Origin of the sequence: Streptomyces sp. A1136 (assembly GCF_004795055.1) — a bacterium.
GTDB lineage: Bacteria > Actinomycetota > Actinomycetes > Streptomycetales > Streptomycetaceae > Streptomyces.
This window is the reverse complement of record NZ_SSBJ01000046.1, coordinates 26,637-47,797: the sequence shown is the minus strand read 5'-3', so window position 1 is coordinate 47,797 and position 21,161 is coordinate 26,637. Positions and strand designations below refer to the sequence as shown.

Annotated in this window: 28 protein-coding genes and 1 tRNA gene; 21 read left to right on the top strand and 8 right to left on the bottom strand. The window is 67.4% G+C overall.

What is annotated here, in order from left to right; all coding sequences use genetic code 11:
- Positions 1 to 147: 147 nt before the first annotated feature.
- The 3 genes from E6R62_RS31975 (at position 148) to E6R62_RS31965 (ending at position 2,346) form a co-directional block, all read left to right on the top strand.
- Positions 148 to 1,533 (top strand): pyridoxal-dependent decarboxylase, encoded by a 1,386-nt coding sequence (locus E6R62_RS31975; RefSeq protein WP_136216975.1) that lies wholly within the window; start codon positions 148 to 150, stop codon positions 1,531 to 1,533.
- Positions 1,530 to 1,985, top strand: coding sequence for an HD domain-containing protein (locus E6R62_RS31970; protein ID WP_136216974.1), 456 nt, complete (start codon positions 1,530 to 1,532; stop codon positions 1,983 to 1,985). Before E6R62_RS31975 ends, E6R62_RS31970 begins: the two co-directional genes overlap by 4 nt.
- 166 nt (positions 1,986 to 2,151) lie before the next feature.
- The gene (locus E6R62_RS31965) at positions 2,152 to 2,346 is read left to right on the top strand and encodes a hypothetical protein (RefSeq protein WP_136216973.1); all 195 of its coding nucleotides are present in this window, start codon (positions 2,152 to 2,154) and stop codon (positions 2,344 to 2,346) included.
- 1,318 nt (positions 2,347 to 3,664) lie between these two features.
- Here E6R62_RS31965 and E6R62_RS31955 read toward each other — a convergent pair.
- Together E6R62_RS31955 and E6R62_RS31950 are read right to left on the bottom strand one after the other, a co-directional pair.
- Complete coding sequence (locus E6R62_RS31955; protein ID WP_240802020.1) at positions 3,665 to 3,811, bottom strand: hypothetical protein; 147 nt, start codon at positions 3,809 to 3,811, stop codon at positions 3,665 to 3,667.
- Positions 3,812 to 3,965: 154 nt separating this feature from the next.
- Positions 3,966 to 4,721, bottom strand: a complete 756-nt coding sequence (locus E6R62_RS31950) for a GntR family transcriptional regulator (RefSeq protein WP_136216972.1) — start codon at positions 4,719 to 4,721, stop codon at positions 3,966 to 3,968.
- A 79-nt stretch (positions 4,722 to 4,800) separates the two neighbouring features.
- Here E6R62_RS31950 and E6R62_RS41390 point away from each other — a divergent pair, with 79 nt between their 5' ends.
- The 4 genes from E6R62_RS41390 (at position 4,801) to E6R62_RS31925 (ending at position 6,779) form a co-directional block, all read left to right on the top strand.
- On the top strand, positions 4,801 to 5,079 hold the full coding sequence (locus tag E6R62_RS41390; protein WP_136216971.1) for a hypothetical protein: 279 nt from the start codon (positions 4,801 to 4,803) through the stop codon (positions 5,077 to 5,079).
- Between the two features lie 400 nt (positions 5,080 to 5,479).
- On the top strand, positions 5,480 to 5,704 hold the full coding sequence (locus tag E6R62_RS31935; protein ID WP_136216969.1) for a hypothetical protein: 225 nt from the start codon (positions 5,480 to 5,482) through the stop codon (positions 5,702 to 5,704).
- Positions 5,705 to 5,712: 8 nt separating this feature from the next.
- Positions 5,713 to 6,444 (top strand): GntR family transcriptional regulator, encoded by a 732-nt coding sequence (locus tag E6R62_RS31930; RefSeq protein WP_136216968.1) that lies wholly within the window; start codon positions 5,713 to 5,715, stop codon positions 6,442 to 6,444.
- Entirely contained in the window at positions 6,441 to 6,779 is a 339-nt protein-coding gene (locus tag E6R62_RS31925) for a hypothetical protein (RefSeq protein ID WP_136216967.1), read from the top strand. The genes E6R62_RS31930 and E6R62_RS31925 overlap by 4 nt, the downstream gene beginning before the upstream one ends.
- Positions 6,780 to 6,971: 192 nt before the next feature.
- On the opposite strand, the gene E6R62_RS40385 is transcribed toward E6R62_RS31925, so the two are convergent.
- Complete coding sequence (locus E6R62_RS40385; RefSeq protein WP_206308908.1) at positions 6,972 to 7,466, bottom strand: hypothetical protein; 495 nt, start codon at positions 7,464 to 7,466, stop codon at positions 6,972 to 6,974.
- Positions 7,467 to 7,500: 34 nt separating this feature from the next.
- Complete coding sequence (locus E6R62_RS31915; RefSeq protein ID WP_206308907.1) at positions 7,501 to 7,911, bottom strand: hypothetical protein; 411 nt, start codon at positions 7,909 to 7,911, stop codon at positions 7,501 to 7,503.
- A gap of 141 nt (positions 7,912 to 8,052) precedes the next feature.
- On the opposite strand from E6R62_RS31915, the gene E6R62_RS31910 reads away from it, so the two are divergent.
- The 3 genes from E6R62_RS31910 to E6R62_RS31900 all read left to right on the top strand — a co-directional run bounded on the left by E6R62_RS31910 (position 8,053) and on the right by E6R62_RS31900 (position 11,868).
- Positions 8,053 to 8,274, top strand: coding sequence for a UTRA domain-containing protein (locus tag E6R62_RS31910; RefSeq protein WP_306432495.1), 222 nt, complete (start codon positions 8,053 to 8,055; stop codon positions 8,272 to 8,274).
- Positions 8,271 to 8,597 (top strand): hypothetical protein, encoded by a 327-nt coding sequence (locus E6R62_RS31905; protein WP_136216965.1) that lies wholly within the window; start codon positions 8,271 to 8,273, stop codon positions 8,595 to 8,597. Before E6R62_RS31910 ends, E6R62_RS31905 begins: the two co-directional genes overlap by 4 nt.
- A gap of 430 nt (positions 8,598 to 9,027) precedes the next feature.
- Complete coding sequence (locus tag E6R62_RS31900; RefSeq protein ID WP_136216964.1) at positions 9,028 to 11,868, top strand: DNA methyltransferase; 2,841 nt, start codon at positions 9,028 to 9,030, stop codon at positions 11,866 to 11,868.
- Positions 11,869 to 12,067: 199 nt separating this feature from the next.
- Here the strand turns inward: E6R62_RS31900 and E6R62_RS31895 are convergent, their stop codons facing one another.
- The 3 genes from E6R62_RS31895 to E6R62_RS31885 all read right to left on the bottom strand — a co-directional run bounded on the left by E6R62_RS31895 (position 12,068) and on the right by E6R62_RS31885 (position 13,696).
- Positions 12,068 to 12,331, bottom strand: coding sequence for a hypothetical protein (locus E6R62_RS31895; protein ID WP_136216963.1), 264 nt, complete (start codon positions 12,329 to 12,331; stop codon positions 12,068 to 12,070).
- 502 nt (positions 12,332 to 12,833) lie between these two features.
- Positions 12,834 to 13,133 (bottom strand): hypothetical protein, encoded by a 300-nt coding sequence (locus E6R62_RS31890; protein WP_240802019.1) that lies wholly within the window; start codon positions 13,131 to 13,133, stop codon positions 12,834 to 12,836.
- Positions 13,134 to 13,225: 92 nt separating this feature from the next.
- Positions 13,226 to 13,696, bottom strand: a complete 471-nt coding sequence (locus tag E6R62_RS31885; protein WP_136216961.1) for an NUDIX hydrolase — start codon at positions 13,694 to 13,696, stop codon at positions 13,226 to 13,228.
- Positions 13,697 to 13,714: 18 nt separating this feature from the next.
- Between E6R62_RS31885 and E6R62_RS31880 the strand changes: the two genes are divergently transcribed.
- From E6R62_RS31880 to E6R62_RS31830, 11 genes are all read left to right on the top strand, one after another.
- Positions 13,715 to 14,494 (top strand): GntR family transcriptional regulator, encoded by a 780-nt coding sequence (locus E6R62_RS31880; protein ID WP_136216960.1) that lies wholly within the window; start codon positions 13,715 to 13,717, stop codon positions 14,492 to 14,494.
- 138 nt (positions 14,495 to 14,632) lie between these two features.
- Positions 14,633 to 14,971 (top strand): hypothetical protein, encoded by a 339-nt coding sequence (locus E6R62_RS31875; protein ID WP_136216959.1) that lies wholly within the window; start codon positions 14,633 to 14,635, stop codon positions 14,969 to 14,971.
- 2 nt (positions 14,972 to 14,973) lie between these two features.
- A complete protein-coding gene (locus E6R62_RS31870) occupies positions 14,974 to 16,332 on the top strand; it encodes an FtsK/SpoIIIE domain-containing protein (RefSeq protein ID WP_136216958.1) in 1,359 nt (452 codons plus the stop codon).
- 81 nt (positions 16,333 to 16,413) lie between these two features.
- Positions 16,414 to 17,073 (top strand): DUF2637 domain-containing protein, encoded by a 660-nt coding sequence (locus tag E6R62_RS31865; RefSeq protein WP_136216957.1) that lies wholly within the window; start codon positions 16,414 to 16,416, stop codon positions 17,071 to 17,073.
- 12 nt (positions 17,074 to 17,085) lie between these two features.
- Positions 17,086 to 17,277, top strand: a complete 192-nt coding sequence (locus E6R62_RS31860; protein ID WP_136216956.1) for a mobile element transfer protein — start codon at positions 17,086 to 17,088, stop codon at positions 17,275 to 17,277.
- Positions 17,278 to 17,294: 17 nt separating this feature from the next.
- Positions 17,295 to 17,453 (top strand): hypothetical protein, encoded by a 159-nt coding sequence (locus tag E6R62_RS31855; RefSeq protein WP_136216955.1) that lies wholly within the window; start codon positions 17,295 to 17,297, stop codon positions 17,451 to 17,453.
- 23 nt (positions 17,454 to 17,476) lie between these two features.
- On the top strand, positions 17,477 to 17,791 hold the full coding sequence (locus E6R62_RS31850; RefSeq protein WP_136216954.1) for a SpdD protein: 315 nt from the start codon (positions 17,477 to 17,479) through the stop codon (positions 17,789 to 17,791).
- Positions 17,792 to 17,880: 89 nt separating this feature from the next.
- On the top strand, positions 17,881 to 18,066 hold the full coding sequence (locus E6R62_RS31845; protein WP_136216953.1) for a hypothetical protein: 186 nt from the start codon (positions 17,881 to 17,883) through the stop codon (positions 18,064 to 18,066).
- Positions 18,063 to 19,517, top strand: a complete 1,455-nt coding sequence (locus tag E6R62_RS31840) for a replication initiator (protein ID WP_136216952.1) — start codon at positions 18,063 to 18,065, stop codon at positions 19,515 to 19,517. The genes E6R62_RS31845 and E6R62_RS31840 overlap by 4 nt, the downstream gene beginning before the upstream one ends.
- Positions 19,510 to 19,713 (top strand): excisionase family DNA-binding protein, encoded by a 204-nt coding sequence (locus E6R62_RS31835; protein ID WP_136216951.1) that lies wholly within the window; start codon positions 19,510 to 19,512, stop codon positions 19,711 to 19,713. The genes E6R62_RS31840 and E6R62_RS31835 overlap by 8 nt, the downstream gene beginning before the upstream one ends.
- On the top strand, positions 19,713 to 20,858 hold the full coding sequence (locus tag E6R62_RS31830; protein WP_136216950.1) for a site-specific integrase: 1,146 nt from the start codon (positions 19,713 to 19,715) through the stop codon (positions 20,856 to 20,858). The genes E6R62_RS31835 and E6R62_RS31830 overlap by 1 nt, the downstream gene beginning before the upstream one ends.
- A gap of 70 nt (positions 20,859 to 20,928) precedes the next feature.
- Here E6R62_RS31830 and E6R62_RS31825 read toward each other — a convergent pair.
- A tRNA-Gly gene (locus E6R62_RS31825) sits at positions 20,929 to 20,999 on the bottom strand.
- Positions 21,000 to 21,161 lie beyond the last annotated feature (162 nt).

The window sequence follows — 21,161 nt, the reverse complement described above, 5'->3', positions numbered from 1 at the left end:
GCCTGAGCGCGCCCCGCCTGAGCCCGCCCGGCTCAGCCCGCCCGGCCTGAGCGGACCGGCCCGACGTGGGCCGTCCGCCGTCCGCCGTCCGCCATCCGCCCCGGATTGGCTCGCCCGAGCGACCCCCGCGCCGCCTACCGTGCCCCCATGGACCCCACCCTCGCCACCGACCTCGCCCGCCTCCCCGACCTCCTCGACGCCACCCGCCACGCCGCCGCCGAGAACCTCGCCACCCTCCACACCCGGCCCGTGATCCCCCCGGCCACCCCCCTCACCCCCGAGCCCCTCCCCGAGCACGGCTCCGGCACCGAGGCCACCCTCGCCGCCTTCCGGCACCGCTGGGCGCCCCGCCTCTCCGCCTCCGCCGGCCCCCGCTACCTCGGCTTCGTCACCGGCGGCGCCACCCCGGCGGCCCTGGCCGGCGACTGGCTGACCGCGGTCCACGACCAGAACAGCAACTCCGCCCTCGACGGGGCCGGCCAAGACCTCGAACGCGAAACCGTCACCTGGCTCCGCGACCTCTTCGGCCTGGGCCCCGCCCACACCGGGACCTTCGTGAGCGGCGCGACCATGTCCAACACCGCCGGGCTCGCCATCGCCCGCGAATGGCTCGGCGAACGGGCCGGCGTCTCACCCTCGGACGACGGGGCGGCCGCCCTCGGCCCCGTCCGCGTCCTCTCCGGCGCCCCGCACTCCTCCATCGCCAAGGCCCTCTCGCTCCTCGGCCTCGGCCGGAACGCTCTGGTCGCGGTCCCCACCCTGCCCGGCCGGGAGGCCGTCGACCCCGCCGCCCTCGACCGCGCCCTGGCCGACTTCCCCGGCCCCGCCGTCGTCGTGGCCAACGCCGGCACCGTCAACACCGTCGACTTCGACGACCTCCGCGCCGTCGCCGCCCTCAAGGCCCGGCACGACTTCTGGCTGCACACCGACGCCGCCTTCGGCGCCTTCGCCGCGCTCTCGCCGGAGCACGCCCACCTCACCGCCGGCCTCGACGCCTCCGACTCCGTCTGCGTCGACCTGCACAAGTGGCTCAACGTCCCCTACGACAGCGCCGTCCAGTTCACCCGTCGCCGTGACCTGCAGGCCCGCGTCTTCCAGAACGCCGCCGCCTACCTCGGCCCCCTCGGCGACCACCCCGACCTGGTCCACCTCACCCCGGAGAACTCCCACCGGCTGCGCGCCCTCGCCGCCTGGTTCACGCTCCGCGCGTACGGCCGCCGGGGCCACCGGGAGATCGTCGAGCGCGACATCGCCTGTGCCCGTGCGTTCGGGGCCGACCTGGCCGGGGACCAGGCCTTCGCCGTCCTCGCGCCCGTCCGCCTCAACGTCGTCTGCTTCACCCTCGCCGACGAACCCACCCCGGCCCGGCTCACCGCGTTGCGGGAGGCCGTCGGGAGGGAAGTGTTCGTCACCCCCACCGTCTACCGGGGAACTGCCGCCCTGCGTGCCGCGTTCTCCAACTGGCGCACCACCGAGGCGGATGCGCGCCGGGCCGCGCAGGCCCTCCGGACGGCAGCAAGGGAGCTCGTGTGACGGACCGGGACCTGACCCTCCTCGAAGTGGAGGCCCTCGCCCGCGCGGCGCACGAGGGCCAGACCGACAAGGCCGGCCGGCCCTACGCCGAGCACCTCGCCGCCGTGGCCGAAGGCGTCCGCCTGCGCGGTGGCACGCCCGAGCAGCAGGCCGCCGCCTGGCTGCACGACGCGATCGAGGACGACGCCCTCACCCCCGCGTGGCTCGAATCGGCCGCCCTGCCCGACGGGGTCAAGGCCATGGTCCGCGCGCTGACCAAGATCCCGGGCGAGCCGGTCGAGGAGTACGCGGCCCGCGTCCTCGCCACCCCGGGCGCCCTGTTGGTCAAGGAGGCGGACCTGGCGCACAACGCCGACCCCGCCCGCCTCGCCGGCCTGGAGGGCCCCACCCGCGACCGCTTGTCCGCCAAGTACGCGTATGTCCGCTCCCTTCTCGGGCTGCCCACCCCTTGACGCCCGTCCCCCGCCCGAAATATGCGACCCGCACTCCCGGTTGGTGCAAAACGAGCGATGGCGATTCGTCACGAGACGGATAGCAGGGCCCGGTTGGTGGGAGGATGGTCCTTGTGGGGGCATGCGCCCCGGGCCGGCCGAGGGACGACAGAAGGTGTGATCAGTAGTGGCCATTTCGCTGTCAGTGGTGGTTCTGTTGGCGATCATTTTGGTGGTGCTGATCCGTGGCAGCCACATCAAGGCCGGCCCCGCGATCGTCGCGGTCCTCTTCGGCTTCTTCCTCGCGTCCAGCTCCATCGCCCCGGACGTCAACCGCTTCCTGAACTCCCTGGCGGACACCATCGCGGGCATCAAGCTCTGATCCCACCCCACCCCGCGCCGATCGACGAGCCGCTGTGCGGCCCCGCTGCGGGCCGAGCGCGCTCACCCTCGCCCCGGACGGCCCCGACCGGGCCCCCGCCGGCCGCCCCGTCGCTTCCCGGGACTCTCCGCGGAGCCCTCCCGCCGGGGCCCGCGCAGGCGCGGACCTTCGAGGCGCAACGGGTTCCCGCGGCCGCGGCACGTCAGTGCCGGCAAGAGTCCCATGCCGGTGCAGCCGCCGAAGATCCCGCAGAGCCGCGAGGGGGAAGGGGTGCTCACCCCACTTCTTCCGGTATCCGACCTCGCCGTGCGTCCGCAACACCTCCTCGGCGGCCTCCAAAACCGCGTGGCCCAGCACCCTGCGCGGCAGTGTGGTGCTCCACGAGAGGCTGCCCGCGTCGCCGGGTTGGTCCCAGCTCGTCATCGTGTCCGGAAACCGATAGATGTCGACGCGCACGTCCACACCCTGACGCCGCAGTCGCCACCGCGCCTCCGCCGGTTCGAGCGCGAACGAGATCCGCTGGACGGCCGAGGCCCCGTAGAGCCCGGCCACCGCGCGCAAGGTGTCGCCCAAGGCGTCCGTCAGGTAGCTGACGACGTCCTTCCATTCCGACGTGCCGTCGCAGATCCGGCACGTAGCCCACCCGGCGCCGTCCAGCTCCCACGCGAACCGGAAACCGCCCGCCATCCCCGCCCCTCTCCACTCGATCAACGATGCCGTCAATGATCGACGCCGACCTCGTGGCCGCTCGCGCGGCGGGCTGCAAGGGCCCGGACCTCGCCACCCGCTCGCCGATCGGAGCCCCGGGAACGACTCAGGGCCAGGCGGAGGAAACATCCTCTGCCTGGCCCTGAGCCATCAAGAGCGGGTGACGGGAATCGAACCCGCGTAGCTAGTTTGGAAGATCGCGTATGCGGATGGCTGCCGAGCTGGCACCTTGCTGACCTGCGGGAAGGTGGACTGCTCACCCCGGTTCCCCGCAAGTCCCCGCTGGTTTTCGCTGGACCGGGCACGTCAGGGGCACGCTGACTGGGCCACCGCATCGATCGCCACCCTTCGCGCACACTTCTAACGGGCGAAGGACCAGACCAGCAAGATCACGACCAAGACACCAGCCCACAGAGGTATACCGGTCTTCGTAAATCTTCCTCGGCTGTCCCTCGGCTGCGGCCGTCGACGCTTAGCCATCCACGCCCCCTCGCTGGCCCCCATGGGCCCCCGGCACACGGTGTCGAAGAAGTGCGGCGGGCAACAGGCGCATGGCGGTTGCAGCGGGGGCACTGCATGGCACAACGCCACATTCGACACACGAGGCGGGTTAGAACGGGTGGAACGTCTGGGCCTCGAAGCCGGGGAGGCGCTGGCGGCTGAACGTCACGTAGACCGGGCCGTAAGGCGTCTCCGTTTGGAGGTTCTCCCACTGGTCCAACTCGTAGGTGCAGAACCTGCGGAGGAGCGCGTTCATCTGCTGAAACTCCTCGGGGCTCAATCTGCCCCCGTTTGCGCTGTCGTCCATGCCGGCACCGTATCTGGGCAGATTCGCGCAGGAGTAGATCTTGAGCATCACCGATCTTTCGCAGCGGAGCCGTTCTCTGTGACCGGCCCTTGCGTTGGCCGCGCTAGCGGCCCACAGGGATCTCGTAGACGATCTCGCACAGTGCGGCGGGGATGACGATGTCCGCGGTCTCCACGGGCTGCCCCTGGTCGCTGTAGTACGTCCGCCGGATGTGGGTCACCAGAGCGGCCTTCTGGATCCCGAGGAGCGACGCCTCCTCGGCTGTCGCCTGCCGCGGTTCCGGCTGCTCCACAGCATGGCTGACGGTAATCCCGATCGCGGCCATCCGGTTCACGACGCCAACGCCGGCGTGCGGTCCACCCTCCGGCAGGACGACGAGCGTGCCCGCGGTGAGTTCGTACGGCTCCCAACTCGTCGACAACTGCACCGGCCGTCCATCAGCGAGGAACTCGTAGACCGTACGCACGCAGAGGCCACCCTCGGCGATCCCGAGCCGCGCCGCGATCTCAGCCGGGGCCGGCACCTTCGCTTCGGTCCGACTCTCCCAGTTGCCCTGCTTGCCCAAAGCCTGCATGTCCGCCCGGAAGGGAGATCCGCCGGGCTGCTCACGGGCTGAGGAGCGAACGACCCGCACACGCCGACGAGGCTCGGCGACGTACGTACCCGACCCGGCGCGACCTTCAAGCACGCCCTGGGAGATCAGTAGCTCCTGCGCCCGACGGACCACGTTCTCGCCGACGCCGCACTCCTCGGCGATCTGGGCGCGAGAGGGGAGCCGATCCCCGGCCGTCCATACGTGCTCCGCGATCCGCTGCCGCAGGACGTCGGCGATGCGGAGATAAGGCGGTTGCTCAGGCATGTGGAAAATCTAGTCCACTAGCTCTAATCTAGTTAACTAGCTTCACTCAACGTGATCGATCGGCGACGGAGGCCCTTCTGTGCCCGCTTCGCAAGCAAGGGCCGAGGACCTAGCCGCCCGGCTGTCGGCCCTCGGGCTGACCACGCGTGTGGAGCCGCACGCCACATACACCTCGATCGAAGCGGAGGTACCAGAAGCGCTGCCCGCCGAATCGTGGCGGGAGGTCCTGGACGTGGTGGCGGAAGCCGATCGATTCGGTCTTCTCGCCAGCAGCTTGACCGGCCGCTCCCTCTGGGCCGCCGTAGACAAAGTGGTCCCCGCGACGGGCGACGTCCGGGGACCTGGCCATCAGCGATAGGAGCTGATCAGCGTGTCCAACCGTATGGGCCCCGCCGCTACCCACACCAGTGGGCGCTACCCATCTGAGGGCTGGCGCCGCCTTGCCTTAACGGGACCGCCACCGAACCTGCTTGGCGGCAAGGAGCACCCAGGAGGGGCCTCTAGTGCCATCTCCCGCCCTCTCCCCGCCCAGACCTTCCCCGCAAGGGCGGAGGCCGTCTGATGACTCCTCAACAGCGCTCAGCGGCTTACGCCCCAGCCACCCCGTATCTGTCGAGCTCCTGTGCGATCGGCGCTCATCGAGAGTGCGCGCAGTCGTCTCCCGCCACGGCACCGGTCGGTGTACCCGTGATCTACGAGGCATGCGTCTGCTCCTGCCATCCGGTCGACGAGCGGTCCGAACCGCAGCGGGTGATCCGGTGAGGAGGTGGACACCGAGCGGTGCCCTCGCCGCGAACATCGAGATCACCTCGGCCACCGTCCAGCGTGGCGACGTCATCCAGATCGGCGGCCAGCCGTGTCGCGTCGCCGACCTCATCCAGCTACCAGCCGGAGCTAAAAGGCTTTGCTTTGAATCGGGTGAACTGCTGACCGTGCACGCCCGGACCCGCCTCATCGCCCTTCGAATGCAGAGGAAGTGGTGAGCCGGCTCATGACCTCTCGTCGTCACGCCATCGCCGATGACCTGCGAAACCAAATCCTTTCGGGCCGCATCGAGGCTGGCGCGCGTCTCCCTTCCGAGGCGCAACTCGCCGCCCGCTACGAGGTCAGCACGCCAACGCTGCGGAGCGCCCTCGCGCTGCTCCAGGGCGAAGGTCTGGTGGAGAAGTTCCACGGCAGCGGGAACTTCGTCCGGCACCCCCGCCCCAGAATCACCTACGTCGGCGGGCGTCGTGCCTCGGCCGTGCAGCTCGCAACTGATCGGGCCCTGCGCGTCAGCGTTCGCGCCACGCAGCTCCGCGCGCAAGCGCACCTGATTGCCCTGCTCAACGTCTCGCCTGGAAGCCCCCTGACGGAATTCCTCTGCCTCAGCCACGAGGGGAAGTCGGCGCACAGCCTGGCCCGCATCTACGTCCCTCGTGACCTGACACCGGCCGACCTCGCCGCTGCATGGTCTGACACCGAAGACATAGCGGCGAAGCTGGCAGCGCTGCGTCCACCCCTGGCCGAGGTCCAGGAGACAGTCAGTGCCGGCCTCCCATCAGCGGAAGACGCGGCGGCCCTTCGGATCAGCACATCCCTGGCTGTCCTCTCGATCAGGCGCGTGGCGACCGACACCACCGGTCGCGTGGTCGAAGCAAGCCTTCTGCTGCTCCCCGGCGACCGAGCCGACGCTCACTTCACCACCCGCCACCCGACGGACGAGAGGGGCTCGAACACATGACGCCACACAACGAGCTGCGACTCCTCCCGTGGTCGGGCCCAGACGGCAAGCCCTGCTTCCTGAGCGCCGGCACGAGCGACGGCTACCTGTCGCGTCTGGCCGACCGGTCAGAAGCAGCACAGCTCGCCCTGGGGACCGAACTCCTGAAACACGCACTCGACCTCCTCGCTGACGAAGAGGCGGAGCCGGACGAACTGCGCACCCTGGCCACCGACCTGACCCGAGCCCTACGAGATGCGGTCCGCGTAGCAACCAGCCGCGGCCACCGCCTACCGATACCGGCTCATTCTCCTCACGAGGCAGCCGACCACATCGAAGACCCGTCGCCCGCCTAGCGGAACGGACCACCTAGGACAGTGAAGCCCCGCACCTCGTCTGGGGCTTCACTGCTTAGCTTCCACACAGACCGACACACGGCTCCGGAGGCCCCGTGCGTCTCACACGTCTCAGCAGGTCAGCGGCCTGGTTGTGCGTCGCCGGGCGCCACGTGTCCACGAATAGGCCACAAGGGCGGTCCCCGGTGGTCGTCAGCTTCGAGCGTGGACGTGAGCGCAGAGGTGGTGCTGCGCGTAGCCACCGGGTACTCCGGCCCCCACCACCGTCCAGAAGGCCTTGGACTCCGATAGGTGTCCACCCAGGGTGTGCCATGACAGCCCCGGGTGCTCGCTCCGGATGGCCGCGAGACCAGCCGAAGCCAGACCGCACCCCCGATACTCCGGCAGCGTGAAGGGCTGCTCAACCCATCCGAGCCGACAGTGCTGGCACAGCCGGTAGTCAACACTGAACGCGAACTCACCGTCCAGGTTGGCCGCCCGCTGGCGCCAGCCCTCACGCTCTGCGGAGACGGTGTCCTGCCACGGACCATCCAGCTCCGGCACCGGGGTCCACCCACGCCGCCGCCCCAGCCGCCCGCGGCTCACCCACTGCAGGGCCTCGCGCCAGCGCTCGCGTCCTTCTACCCGCGCCACCTTGTGAGCCCGGTCGGCCAAGAGCCGTGCTGCCTTCTGGCTGTCGGCGGTCATGCCTGTACCGCTCCCGCCTTCAAGCCAAGCTGAGTCACGACCGGTGACGTGCGTAGAGCCCGTTCAGCTGCCGGATCCAGAAGGCGTCCCGTTCGTCCTTCGACGCGCTCAACGAGAGAAGCCCGAGTTCTTTCGCCAACTGGTAGAAGCCCGGGCCGGCGTCGTTGGCGTTCAGATAGCTGACCAGCGCAGAGAGCATCAGTGGAGGATCTGACGGTTCCAATGCTTGATCTCGCTCCACGATCAGGCCCAGCAAGTGGCCCATGGCGACCCGCTCGCCGTGGTGCTCGAAGTCGAAGGGGCGGATGTCTGTCCGCCGCGCCAACGTGACGTTGAGCTCTGTGTACGACGTGGGTCTGCCGAGCTTGGCGCGCTCAAGGAGAAACTCCCGTCCCTCGCTGACCAGCTCGTCCCACTCACTGTCCGTGCGACCGTATCCAGGCACCAGGCCCTCCCCACCGAAACGGCTAGTGCGCGCGAACGTACCCCTTTCCCGAGCGGGTCACAATCACTCAAGTGCACGATCGGAAGTGGAACGCCCTCGCCCGAGCAGATAGCGGTAAGCCCGCCAGACCACCGCCCACAGGTGGCCGAAGTCCAAGAACGCCTCAGCGCCCGTCTCCCCACCCAGGAAGGGGCAAGTGCCCTCCGCATCAGCACATCCTTGGCGGTCCTCTCCCTCACACGCGTGGCGACCGATGCCACCGGCATCGTGGTCGAGGCAGCTCTCCTGGTCCTTCCCGGCGACAGAGCAGACGCACTCTTCACCACCCGCCTGAACACCGAGGAGAGGACCCCAAGCGCATGACCGTGAATAACGAACTGCGCCTCCTCCCATGGACAGGCCCAGACGACAAACCCTGCTACCTGAGCGCTGACGACACCACCGGCTGCCTGTCCCGCCTGGCCAACAACGCTGAAGAGACCCAACTCGAATGGGGAGCCGAGCTCGTGGCCCACACCCTCGAAGTGCTCGCCGCCATGGACGCAGATCCGGAAGAACTCCGCCTCTTGGCAAGGGATCTGGCCGGCGCCCGCCGGGACGTGGTTCGCGTAGCAACCAGCCGCGGCCACCGCCTCCATCAGCAGACCTACGCTGCTGACAGTGGACGGCTGGCACACCTCAGTTAGCAAGACCTCTCACGAGACAACGGAGCGGCCCCGGACCCAGTCGGGGGCCACTTTGATGCATCATTTGAGCGGCTTACGCCTCCTCCGTCGTCCAAGCAAACGCCGCGGCTTGCGGACGGCAATATCGGCCCTCTGCTGGCGTGTACGGTCAGATTGAGGTGGCGGCTGGGCCGCATCGGTACGACGGCAGAGCGCAATCCCCCTGCCCCGCCCAATCGACGACAACGGCCACGGACTGTCGTCCATCCGTGAGGGATCACCTGTCCTGCGTGCGCCAGAGTGACAGCGAGACGTGGTGCACCGCCTCCCCGGCGGCTGTTCAGACGATATGGGTGCGTATGGTGCGATCTTGCGGCAGGCCTCCAGTTTCACTGCAAAGACTCTTGGCGCAAGCCACATCCGTGGCGGTCGCATCCCTTAATCTACGGTCATGGTGAGCCAAAGTTCCGACGCCCTTCGTTCGCGCCTTGCTGAGTTCGTTCGCTACCGTAAGGAACACCTCACTGGTGACGAAAAAGGGGAAGCGCAAGTCTATCTGGACCGGTTCTTTCGGGCCCTCGGGCATGAAGGTGTTCGAGAGGCCGGGGCCACTCTGGAAATGCGCATAAAGAAGCGGGACAATAAAGGTACAGCCTTTGCTGATCTCATGTGGAAGCCTCGATGTCTCATCGAGATGAAGCGGGCGGGAACGGACCTGTCAAAGCATTACCGGCAAGCGTTCGAGTATTGGATACAGGCCGTTCCTGATAGGCCACGCTATGTGGTCCTGTCCAATTTTGATCAATTCTTCATTTACGACTTTGATCAACAATTGGATGAACCTGTCGACCGGGTTGACCTAAATGACCTGCCCCAAAGGTCCGACGCTCTCGCTTTCATGCTGCCGTATGAGCAGAAGCCAATTTTTCAAAATGACTTGGTGGCAGTCACGCGCGATGCAGCTACCGACGTAGCCCGAGTCTTTAAGCAGATTCATAGCCGCGGTGTTCCGCGTATCAAGGCACAGCTGTTCACGCTCCAGTCTGTGATGGCTATGTTCGCAGAAGACATAGGGTTGCTGCCTAGTCATTTCTTCTCGCGCGCATTGGAAGACTCTTCCTCTGGTAGCGATGCCTACGACCTTCTCTTCGGACTCTTCCGTGAGATGAATTCGCCGGGCATCACGCCAGCGGGACGGTACAAGGGAACTCCCTATTTCAATGGCGGGCTCTTCTCGGAAGTCTATCCGGTTGAGCTGACTGACGATGAAATGGAGGATCTCCGACGCGCTTGTCAGACTGACTGGTCGGCCGTGCGTCCCGAGATTTTCGGCACCCTCTTTGAAGGCTCGATGGAAGAAGGGGAACGCCACGCTCAAGGTGCCCACTTCACAAGCCAGGCAGATATTGCAAAGATCGTAGGACCCGTTATTGTCAATCCATGGCGTGAAAGGATTCTGAAAGCCGGATCAATCCCGGAGCTAGAAAAGCTCCTGGGTGAACTCATTAACTACAGGGTTCTCGACCCGGCCTGTGGTTCTGGGAACTTTCTCTACGTCGCCTATCGTGAACTGCGGCGCGTAGAGAATGAGATTCAGGAGCTAATTTCTGAGCGCCGACGCGGGCGTCATGCAGGTCAGCAGTCAATCTCATACGTTCCGACGGATCACTTCTTTGGGATTGATATCAATCCATTTGCAGTCGAGGTGGCGAAGGTCACCATGATGCTCGCCAAGAAGCTTTCCACCGATGAACTAGGGGATCAGCAGCAGGTCCTTCCACTGGACAACCTGGACAGCACTATTGTCGCGGCCGATGCACTTTTTTCCGCATGGCCGAAGGTTGATGCGATTGTCGGAAATCCACCGTATCTCGGTCGACGCAAAATGATCGAAGAGCTTGGGTCCGAATACTGTCAGCGATTGGGTCGTGAGTACCCCAAGGTCGCCGGCGTCTCGGACTTCGTCACGTATTGGTTCCCGAAAGCGCACGACCATCTTCCCCAGGGCGGTCGCGCGGGTATGGTTGCGACAAATTCGATCCGGGAGAACGACTCAAGGAAATCCAGCCTGGACTATATCGCAGACAATGATGGGCATATCTTTGACGCTGTCTCTAGTCAAGCTTGGTCAGGGGATGCTGCCGTGCACGTATCACTGGTCAACTGGAGCAAGGGGGTTGACGTAGCCCCCAAGGTTCTTTGGCTTAACGATGGGCAGCTGAGACTGGATGTAGAGGAAATCTCGCCCACCCTTCGCCCCGGATTCGACGTTCGGAAAGCTCGCGATATTAAGCAAAACCTGACTCCTCAAGTGTGCTTCCAAGGGCAGACGCCGGGAATCACCAAGGGGAAAGGTTTCATTGTGGATCGAGAAGTCAGGCGAGCACTCACAAAAGATGCCCGTAACGGATCGGCGATGCACCCCTATCTGGGTGGGCGCGAGATGCTGCGTGAGACTTCCATTGATCGCTGGGTGATCGACATTGGGCTCGACGACCTCCTTGAGGCCCGGTCTGCGCACCCTGCTCTGCTGCGATATCTAGAGGAGTGGGTGCTGCCTGAGCGCGAGAAGGCGGCGGCGAAAGAGGCCTCCCGAAATCAAGTCGCACTGAGCGCTAACCCGAAGGCCAAGGTAAATAAGCATCACGCCAATTTTCTTGCTCGCTGGTGGAATCTGGCCTATCGGCGCACTGAGATGCTGTCGGAGCTTTCGCGCTCGGACCGCTACTTGGCTACCTCTCGGCATGCGAGCGTGAATAGGCCAACGGTTTTCGCTTTTGTCGATTCTTCCATCCATCCTGGAGATTCGATGACAGCGTTTGCGCTGGATGATGACTACTCCTTCGGCGTCCTGAGTAGTGACTTTCATGGTGCATGGGTGCGAGCTCGCTGCTCATATTTGAAAGGTGACCCTCGCTACACGTCGACCACAGTATGGTCTAGCTTTCCCTGGCCACAGTTCCCCACCCCTGCGCAGGTGGCGGATGTGGTGCAGGTGTCTGCACAGATTCTGGATGTTCGTCAGCGCTACTATGAAAGAGGCATCCCTCTGGAGGCCCAGTACGCTTCGTTGCAGCGCCCAGGGCGGAACGAGTTGGGCGAGTTGCATTCTGACCTTAATGAAGCGGTTCGAGTTGCCTACGGGTTCTCGTCCGATGACGACATCCTGGCTCAGCTCTTCGCATTGAATCAAACTCTTGCGGATAGCGTCTCGCCGGTTCAAGGCCCTCGCGTGACCGGGGCTGAGGGAAGCCGGATCACGAATCACCGGATTCTGCCTCCTATCGCGTAGGCTGTGCCCTGGCCCGGAACCCTGACGCGGTTATGGCCCTCTCGCCGCCGGTCAGCCTTCTGATCAGTAGCTCTAGCCAGAACGGTCAGCGACGGTCATACCGGCTGCTTCATGGCCACGGAAGCACGCTACTGGGCAGGGGCGGCCGCCCGGGTTGCGGTACGACGCTGCTATACCGCACGTACCCCGCAGAACCTGATCAGTCGGGAGCAGTGGCAGACGTCTGATAGTCCAGGTTCGGATCGGGCGGGCCACAATGCAGCATGGCGTCCACTGCGGGCCAAACCGCCAGTGGCACGTCATAGCCGTACAGCATCCACGGGTCATCGGGGTCCGGCTTGATCACCTCACGCAGCTTGACTACCTGCTCCGGGCTGATGAGGTGTTGGGTACGCAGGAATTCGTCTTCCTTGCTAAACCCGTCCAGTGACCAGACGGCATCCGGTTGCTCTATGCCTTCCACGGTGCGAGCGTAAGCCACTCTCCGTTCAAGGCGCGCGGACCAACGGGCGTCACCCAAAGCCGCCCCAACTCCCATCCCGTCTGCCGTCGGCCCACACGCATGTGGAGCGGACGCGGTGCCGGGCGTCCAGGTGGAGCGCGCCACTGTACGAACGACCTGGACGCCCGGTGCCGTGTCTGCTCGGCTTGTCCTGGGGCGATGGCAGACGGTATGGGAGTTCCCCGCCTCAACCATCCACGGGCCGGCACCCGCGTACGGTGCCCCCTCCCATCCCGGAGTCGGAGCGCCCCCGCCGGAGGCATGTAGGTGAGTGTGGAACCAGCGGCTCGCGGGGCTCGACTCATGCCTTGGGCCTATCCCGCCTTGCAGGGGCGGGCGTCGGCGCAGCGCGCGCGGAGCGGGCCGAAGGCAGGAGCGTCGCGCGGAGCGGAGCCGGGAAGCCCGCCCGGCGGAGCGGAGCGCAGCCGGGTGCTTGATGAAGTAGAGAAACTCTTACCGCGCCTTAGGGACCAGCGTCAGTCTGCTCGGCTCGGAAGTCGTCCAACAGCTCGAAGAACAACTCCATGCCGGGCTTGCCCTCGGCCTCAGCCGCTCGTTCGATCTCCACAGCCCAGCCGAGGGCACTCGGGTGCTTCATGCCGAGTCGCGACCATAGCCACGTGCTGAACGGACCGAGGTGGCTGAAGTCCCACTTGCCGTCCCTGAAGCCCCACTCGGTGTGGGCGTCATGGACCTGCTCGGCAACCCAGAACCCGGTGAGCATGGAGTCGAGGTGCAGCAGAGAACTACGGCGTACCCACATGCCAGGCCGTAGTCGTACCTCATCCAAGAAGTCGTAGACATCGTGTAGCTCGTTGGGATGCCGAGGTTTGCGTCGCTCCTGCTCTGCCCCGCTCAAGCCGACGCCTTGATCAGATGTCGGCCGTCGTGGCTGCGGACGTGGGGGCCCGCGTCGTCCAGGGCGTCCAGGAGGCGGATCGCGTAGACCTCTGACATCTGGGCTGCGACCTCGTCCGGGGTGAGCCAAGCGACCGCGGTCGATTCTTCCGAGGTGCGCTCGGTTCCGCCGGACGGCTTGCAGCGGAAGACCAGGGCGACGATGCCTCGGGTCGTGTTCTTGTAGACGCCAGTGAGTTCGTCTACCTCGACCTCGATGCCCGTCTCCTCCAGGATCTCACGGCGGACGCCGGCCTCCGGGGCCTCGGTGAGTTCGAGTACGCCGCCCGGCAGTTCCCACGTCCCGTTGTCCGCGCGACGGATCGCCAGGAGTCGGCCGTCCTCGCGGAGCACTGCCCCGGCGACGGACACGGAGTGCAGTGGCGTTGACTTGTCCTGCGGGGAACCCGTACTCATGTACAGGAGCATAGGAGGAAGAGAAGGACTATGGGAACCGCAGTGGGAGGTGGCAGGGCCGTACCTCGGTACGTGCAGATCGCCGACGACATCGTCCAGCAGATCCGCGCCGGGGTGCTGAGTGCCGGCGACATGGTGCCGAGTGAGTCCGAGCTGGTGGAGCGCTACGGCGTCTCCGGCGGAACGATCCGCAAGGCCATGGTGGAGGTCCGCGCGAGCGGCCTGGTGGAAACCCGGCACGGCAAGGGGTCTCTGGTGAAGGCCCGGCCGCCGGTACGGCACCGGTCCTCGGACCGCTTCCGGCGCACGCATCGGCAGGAGGGCAGGGCGGCGTACCTCGCCGAGTCCGCGCAGTCCGGGGCCGAGGCCAAGGTGAGCGTGCTTTTCATCGGGCCGATGGAGGCTCCGGAGGAGATCGCGGAGCGGCTCGGAGTCACTGCGGGAACTCAGGTCCTGGCTCGGCGACGCCTGTACTTCCGGAACGGGACACCCGTGGAGACGGCTACCTCGTACCTGCCCTGGGACGTGGTGAAGGACATCCCGGAGCTGTTCGCCGAGAACCCCGGCCCGGGTGGCATCTACGCCCGGCTTGAGGATCAAGGTCACGTCTTCGCGGAGTTCGTAGAGACACTCCAGGCAAGGCCGGCCGCCAAAGCGGAGGCAACGGAGCTGGCCCTCAGTCCGGGCGCCCCGGTGGTGCACCTGCTCCGCGACGCCGTCACGGAGGAAGGCCGGGTGGTGGAGGTCTGCGACACCCTCATGGCCGCTGACCAGTTCGTCTTCGAGTACCGGATCCCCGCCCGCGACTGACGCGCGCTCAACTCTCCACAGCCCGCTGCGATTTCCTCGCGTAGCGGGTTGACTCATGTATAGGAGTCGGGCACTCTTCTTCATGTCACTCATGTACATGAGTGACGGAGTTCGGCATCTATAGAGGAGTGATCTGCTGTGCGTCAGATTCCCGTCGACACCAACGGCGCGACCGTGATGGTCGCCCAGCCCCCGCAGCTCAAGATGCGTGACAAGAAGACCGGTCAGGTCGCCGTCGACAACGAGAGCGGCAACAACCTGATGAACGTGGACGTGTTGTTCGTGATGAACGGCAACGCCGAGGTCATCTCCGTGACCGTGGCGGAGCCCGACATCTCCGGTGAGCTGGCCATGGGCACCCCCGTTGCCCTGACCGGCCTGGTCGCCCGGCCCTGGGAGAATGAGTTCAACGGCCAGAAGCGCCACGGGATCAGCTTCCGTGCCGTCGCCGTCACCTCGCTGGCCAAGGCGGGCTGAGCATGACCGCCTTATGGGTCACGCTGCTGGTGGTCCTCGTGCTGGCGCTCGTCCTGCGCTGGCAGCGGCCCACCTGGTACTGGATGACCTTCGGCGTCACCTTCGCGGTGATCCGGGTCCTGGTCCGCTACCGCGCGGTGATGGACGCCTGCGGGCTCACCGTCCCGCCCTCCCGCTGGCGGCTCACCCTGGCCCGAGTGGCCAACCGCCCCGTCCCCGAGTCCCGCTCGCCCCGCATTCTGCGGCTGCGGCCCACCGCGACCGGCCTCGTCCTGCGGCTGAAACTCCGTCCCGGTCAGGACGCGTTCGATTTCTCCGCCTCGTCCGACAGGCTCCGGCATTCCTTCGTCTTGCACAACGTCGTCTCCCGGGAGATCCGCTCCGGCGTCGTGGAGCTGCGGATGACCGGATACGACGTACTCAAGCGGGTGCGGATGCCAGTCACCCGATCTACCGAAGTGCTGCGGATACCCGTAGCGCTGCGGGAGGACGGGGAGATTCACTACCGGGACTACCGAGCAGTCCCGCATGCCCTGAACGTCGGGGCGACCCAGTCAGGCAAGTCCGTCTACCAGCGCACGCTGGTCGCAGGGCTGGCTTCACAGAACGTCGCGCTCGTCGGCATCGACTGCAAGAACGGTGTGGAACTCTCCCCGCTGGCACGGCGCTTCACCGCCCTCGCGGACAACCCTGCTGCCGCGGCTGATCTGCTGGGCGCACTCGTTCAGTACATGGCCCGGGTCTACGAGGTCATCCGAGCCGAACAGCGCATCAGCGCAGACCTGCCGGATACGGAGATCACCGCCGACCTCTGGGATCTGCCCGCGCACCTTCGCCCCGTACCCGTCGTACTCCTGGTGGACGAAGTCGCGGAGCTGGCCCTCACAGCCAACAAGGTCGAAGAAGTACGGCGCGACCAGATCATCACCAACCTGGTCCGACTCGCCCAGCTCGGCCGCGCCGCCGGCATCTACTTGGAAGTCTGCGGCCAGCGCTTCGGCTCCGAACTCGGCAAGGGCATCACCATGCTCCGCGCCCAGCTCACCGGCCGTACCGCCCATCGCGTCAACGACGAGACCTCAGCGAACATGGCCTTCGGCGACATCTCCCCGGACGCCGTCCTCGCCGCCGTCCAGATCGGCAAGGACCGCCCCGGCACCGCCGTGGCAGGCGACTCCTCCGGCGGCTGGTCCCGCATCCGGGCCCCGCACACGACGCTGCGCCAGGCCGTGGACATCTGCAATGCCCACGCCCACCGCACCCCGGCGATTCCGGAGCTGGATCCCTTCCGGCCCGTGCTCCCGGCCCGAGTGCTCGTCGGCAAAGTGCAGCCGAAGCCCAGTACAGCAGGTGCCTTCTAAGCACCTGGCCCACCCCCGGTCGGCGCGACCGCAACGCGCCAGGTCCCTACCCACCCCATGCCCGAAACGGAGGTGAAGACCATGACCCGCCTGGTTCGCCCGGACGCCGTCCTCGTCCAGGCCGTCATCGCCGGAGCCCTCTCCTTCGCCCACCTTCACGACCTCGCCGCGGCCGCCGGACAGGACGGCTGGAAAGCCTGGGCCTACCCCGTCAGCGTGGACCTGCTCCTCGTCGCCGCCTGGCACCGCCTCCGCACCCTGAGGGACGTCGGAGAGCCCTCGCGCTCGGCCTGGTCCTGGTTCGCCGTCGCCTTGGCAGCCTCGCTCGGCGCGAACGTCGCGACCGCCGGCCTACTCGACCTCGGCGACGTACCCGCTTGGCTGCGCATCCTCGTCGCCGGATGGCCCGCCCTCGCCTTCCTCGGCGGCACCCTCCTGGTCCACCGGCCTACGCCGCGCCCTGAGCCGGATTCGGAGCCTGTCCAAGCACCTCTGCCCGTGGTCGACCGGGCGACAGAACCCGGCGTACAGGACACCCCGGTTCCCGCCCAGCCTGCTTTCGCCCCTGCACCCACCCCAGCCCCGCCGGTCACGGCTCCGCCCGCCCTCGTCGCCCACGCCCAGAAGATCGCGGCCGACCACCGCGCCCGGACCGGCTCGGACATCGACGCCGACGCCCTGCGTACCCGGCTCGGCGTCCCGCCCCAGATGGCGGAGGCCATTGCCGCCCAGCTCGCCTGACAGGAGACCGCCATGCCCGCCCGGATCAACTTCCGCTCGCTCATGAAGATCGGCCCCGTCCAGATCGGCACCTACCGCGACCGCCGTGGGCGCAGCAAGGACACCGCCGTCTGCACCGCCGACGGCTGCGGCTGGTCCTCCGACTACAACTCCTCGACCGCAGCCCAGCTCGCCGCCCGCTCCCACCGCTGCCGCGTCAGCTGACCCGAAAGGCCAACGCCATGGACGTCCCGCTCTGGTTCGCCCTCCTCGTCGTCGGTGTCCTCGGCTACAAGCTCATCCGCCCGCCGCTCTGGCTCGTCGCCGTGATCCTCCTCGGCGGCTTCCTCCTCGCGGACAGCTTCCTCGCCCCGGCGATCGACACCGCGATCAACAAGTAGCCCGCCCCGGAAGGAGAACAGCCGTGTTCAAGCCCCAGTACCCCAGCCCCGACACCTACGCCCCGGCGACCATCCGCCCCACCCCCACACCCGTTGAGCAGCCGGCACCGTCCACGGTTCCCGCGAAGCACCCGACCGCCCTGGGCGGTTTGGTCCAGCAGTCGCCCGGCACCGCGCTCGCTCTCGCCGCCGGCGGAGTCGCCGGAGTCCTCGCCCTGGCCTCCGTCGCCGTCTCGCTGCTCCTGGCGGTCGCCGTCACCGCGGTCGCCCTGTCCGTCAGCGCCGTCGTCCTGCTCTTCCTCGTCCGCGCCCTGCGCCAGGAGTTCAAGAGCCACTGACCGGCCCCGGGACGGCCTCAACCGCCAAGTCTCCGCCGTCCCGGCGCCGTGCTCCTGCCCGATCCAACGAACCGGAAGGAACCCACATCATGGCCCAGCCCATGGCCTTGCCCGCCGAGCCCTGCCCCGACTGCGGCGGCTTCCCCGCCGTCCACATCACCCTCGGCGGCCGCGATCGCACCGGCGCCCTGCGCACCATCACCACCCACTGCCCGGCTTGCCACGGCACCGGCACGCGCTCCATCCGCCGCCCCCGTCGGATGGTGACCGCGTGACCGACCTGCTCCAGGACCCGGCCACCTTCGGCGACATGCTGAGGGTGGCCTCCGCCCCCGACTACCAGCGCTGGGCCGACCAGATCCACCGCACCGGCGGGTGCTCCGACCCCATCCACATCACCGGCTGGACCGTCGCCAAGGACAAGACCAGCGGCGAGATCCTTCACCGGTACTCCACCGAGACCGAACCCGGGGCCCGCCTGCGCATCGCCTGCGGCAACCGGCGCGCTTCCCGCTGTCCCGCCTGCGCGTGGACCTGCTCCGGCGACACCTACCACCTGATCCGGGCCGGACTGGCGGGCGACGACCGCCGCGACATCCCCGCCACCGTCCGCGAGCACCCCCGCGTCTTCGCCACCCTCACCGCCCCGTCCTTCGGCCCGGTCCACAACCGCTCCGCCAGCCGCCCCTGCCGCTGCGGCAAGCACCACCAGGAGCGCGACCCCGAACTCGGTACCGCCCTCGACCCGAACACCTACGACTACGCCGCCGCCGTCCTCTTCAACAACCACGCCGGACAGCTCTGGCAGCGCTTCACCACACGCCTCCGCCGCGAGATCGCCGCCCACGCCGGACTCACCCAACGCGAACTGAAGGAAGAAGCCCGGATCTCCTACGGCAAGGTCGCCGAGTTCCAAAAGCGCGGCGCCATCCACTTCCACGCAGTCATCCGTATCGACGGCCCCGCCGGCCCCTCGACCTCGCCGCCATCCTGGGCCAGCACCGAACTCCTGGACCGCTGCATCCGGGCGGCTATCGCCCACCCCTACACCTCGGCGTCGGTTCCGGCCGCAGCCGACCAGCCCGCCCGTACGTTCCGTTGGGGCACCCAGCTTGACGTCCGCCCGATCAAGGCCTTCGGCGATCACTCCGACATCACGGAGCAGGCCGTAGCCTCCTACGTCGCCAAATACTCGACGAAGGCCGCCGAGGCCACCGGAGCCTCCGACACAGCCGTGCACTGCCGCATGTGCGGGGGATCGGGCCGCTCCAGCCGGTACAGCAGCTCTGCTTCCGCGCTGAGTCGCTGTGCCCGCTGCCACGGCACCGGGCTGGGTGAGGACCTCGCCCAGATGTCCGTCTCGGACCACGCCCGCCGTCTCATGGGGGCCTGCGCCGCCCTGCAACCCCTCTACCCGGACCGCCCGCTCACCCGCTGGGCCCACATGCTCGGCTTCCGCGGCCACTTCTGCACCAAGTCCCGCCAGTACTCCACCACCCTCGGCGCCCTCCGCCAGACCCGCGCCGACTACCGAGCCGCCCAGGAACGCAAAGCTCGCGGCCTCGGCGACATCGAGCCGGACACAGTCCTCGTCCTCACCTCCTGGCAGTACGCCGGCCACGGCCACACACCCGGCGAATCCGTCCTCGCCGCCACCATCGCTCGCAACATCCAACTCAACCGCCAGACCGCCCGCGAAGCCCTGCAAGGAGAGCAGCATGAATGAGCGCTATCTCAGCGTCGTCCAGGTCGCCGAACTGCTCGGCACCACTGTGCGGTTCCCCCGCCGCCTGATCGAGGAGCGACGGATCACCTATGTGAAGGTCGGCAGGCACGTCCGCATCCCGGAGAGCGCCGTACGGGAGTACATCGCCGCCCGCACCGTCGAGCCGCGCCGCCGCCCTATGGGGGTGGCTGCCTGATGGCCGCGAAGCGCCGGCAGTTCGGGCGGGTGCGGAAGCTGCCCTCAGGTCGGTACCAGGCTCGTTACGTCGGCCCGGACGGGCAGCTGCGTCCCGCTCCGGAGACGTTCCGCACCAAGAGGGACGCGGATGACTGGCTCGCCGACAAGCAGATCGAGATGCGGCGGGGTGACTGGCACGACCCGGACGCGGGGAAAGTCGCCTTCGGTCCCTACGCCCTGGCCTGGATCAAAGAGCGCGAGCTGACCAGCACCACCCGGCAGCTCTACGGGTCCCTCCTCAAGCACCATTTGGAGCCGGTCCTCGGCTCCGTCAACCTGGCGGAGATCTCGCCGCCCCTCGTGCGGCGCTGGCGTGCCGACAAGCTCGCCGCCGGCACCGGGCCCACCACCGTGGCCAAGGCGTACGCCCTCCTGCGCGCCATCCTGGGCACCGCCGTGTCGGATCAGCTGATCCGGCGGAACCCCTGCCAGGTCAAGGGAGCCAGCACCGTCCACACGCCGGAGCGGCCGACCGCCACCGTCCAGGAGGTGTATGCGCTGGCCGATGTGATCCAGCCGCGCTACCGCACCCTCGTGCTCATGGCCGGGTTCCTCGGCTTGCGCTGGGGTGAGCTGATCGGCCTGCACCGGCGGGACATCGACCTGGAGCGCGGCAGCGTGCGCGTCCGGCGGTCCGTCGCCGAGCTGGGGAACGGGCAACGGGAGATCAAGGCGCCCAAGAGCGCCGCGGGCAAGCGGACGGTCTCCATCCCCGGCGTGATCATCCAGGACATCCGCGTCCATCTGAACCTGTACGCCGAACCGGGTGCCGACGGGCGTGTCTTCATCGGGGCCAAGAAGGCCACGCCGCGCCGGAACCACTTCAACCGGCTGTGGCACAAGGCGTGTCGCGAGGCAGGGATCAAGGGGCTTCATTTCCATGATCTTCGGCACACGGGCAACACCCTGGCCGCGTCTACGGGGGCCAGCACGCGGGAACTGATGGCGCGGATGGGCCACAGCACCGCCCGCGCCGCGCTGATCTACCAGCACGCCAGTGCGGACCGGGACCGGCTGATCGCCGACGCGCTGAGCGGGCTCGTGGAGAGGGGCAGAAAAGACACGGACGAGCGCAAGGGGCACGCGGGGGACACGGACGGCTGATCACAGCCCCCGGGAACGACTCAGGGCCAGGTGGAGGAAATGTCCTCTGACCTGGCCCTGAACTGTAGAGAGCGGGTGACGGGAATCGAACCCGCGTAGCTAGTTTGGAAGACTAGGGCTCTACCATTGAGCTACACCCGCATCGCGCGCGCCGCAGGTCCGGGGGACCGCGGCACGGACAGCATCCTAGCGGGTCGCGCGGGGGGATCGCACACCACATTTCGGTCCGCGGTCGCGCTCGTGTCCGCCGGCGCGGCCGGATCCCAGGGAAACCCGCGCGTCGGACCGTCCTCGGGCATGTAC

Coding starts and splice junctions, on each gene's coding strand:
- E6R62_RS31830 (WP_136216950.1), top strand. CDS start 19,713: ATGGCCGCGAAGCGCCGGCAGTTCGGGCGGGTGCGGAAGCTGCCCTCA.
- E6R62_RS31845 (WP_136216953.1), top strand. CDS start 17,881: ATGGCCCAGCCCATGGCCTTGCCCGCCGAGCCCTGCCCCGACTGCGGC.
- E6R62_RS31905 (WP_136216965.1), top strand. CDS start 8,271: ATGACCGTGAATAACGAACTGCGCCTCCTCCCATGGACAGGCCCAGAC.
- E6R62_RS31865 (WP_136216957.1), top strand. CDS start 16,414: ATGACCCGCCTGGTTCGCCCGGACGCCGTCCTCGTCCAGGCCGTCATC.
- E6R62_RS40385 (WP_206308908.1), bottom strand. CDS start 7,466: ATGACCGCCGACAGCCAGAAGGCAGCACGGCTCTTGGCCGACCGGGCT.
- E6R62_RS31870 (WP_136216958.1), top strand. CDS start 14,974: ATGACCGCCTTATGGGTCACGCTGCTGGTGGTCCTCGTGCTGGCGCTC.
- E6R62_RS31860 (WP_136216956.1), top strand. CDS start 17,086: ATGCCCGCCCGGATCAACTTCCGCTCGCTCATGAAGATCGGCCCCGTC.
- E6R62_RS31900 (WP_136216964.1), top strand. CDS start 9,028: ATGGTGAGCCAAAGTTCCGACGCCCTTCGTTCGCGCCTTGCTGAGTTC.
- E6R62_RS31855 (WP_136216955.1), top strand. CDS start 17,295: ATGGACGTCCCGCTCTGGTTCGCCCTCCTCGTCGTCGGTGTCCTCGGC.
- E6R62_RS31890 (WP_240802019.1), bottom strand. CDS start 13,133: ATGTGGGTACGCCGTAGTTCTCTGCTGCACCTCGACTCCATGCTCACC.
- E6R62_RS31930 (WP_136216968.1), top strand. CDS start 5,713: ATGACCTCTCGTCGTCACGCCATCGCCGATGACCTGCGAAACCAAATC.
- E6R62_RS31975 (WP_136216975.1), top strand. CDS start 148: ATGGACCCCACCCTCGCCACCGACCTCGCCCGCCTCCCCGACCTCCTC.
- E6R62_RS31885 (WP_136216961.1), bottom strand. CDS start 13,696: ATGCTCCTGTACATGAGTACGGGTTCCCCGCAGGACAAGTCAACGCCA.
- E6R62_RS31835 (WP_136216951.1), top strand. CDS start 19,510: ATGAATGAGCGCTATCTCAGCGTCGTCCAGGTCGCCGAACTGCTCGGC.
- E6R62_RS31880 (WP_136216960.1), top strand. CDS start 13,715: ATGGGAACCGCAGTGGGAGGTGGCAGGGCCGTACCTCGGTACGTGCAG.
- E6R62_RS31950 (WP_136216972.1), bottom strand. CDS start 4,721: ATGCCTGAGCAACCGCCTTATCTCCGCATCGCCGACGTCCTGCGGCAG.
- E6R62_RS31925 (WP_136216967.1), top strand. CDS start 6,441: ATGACGCCACACAACGAGCTGCGACTCCTCCCGTGGTCGGGCCCAGAC.
- E6R62_RS31955 (WP_240802020.1), bottom strand. CDS start 3,811: ATGAACGCGCTCCTCCGCAGGTTCTGCACCTACGAGTTGGACCAGTGG.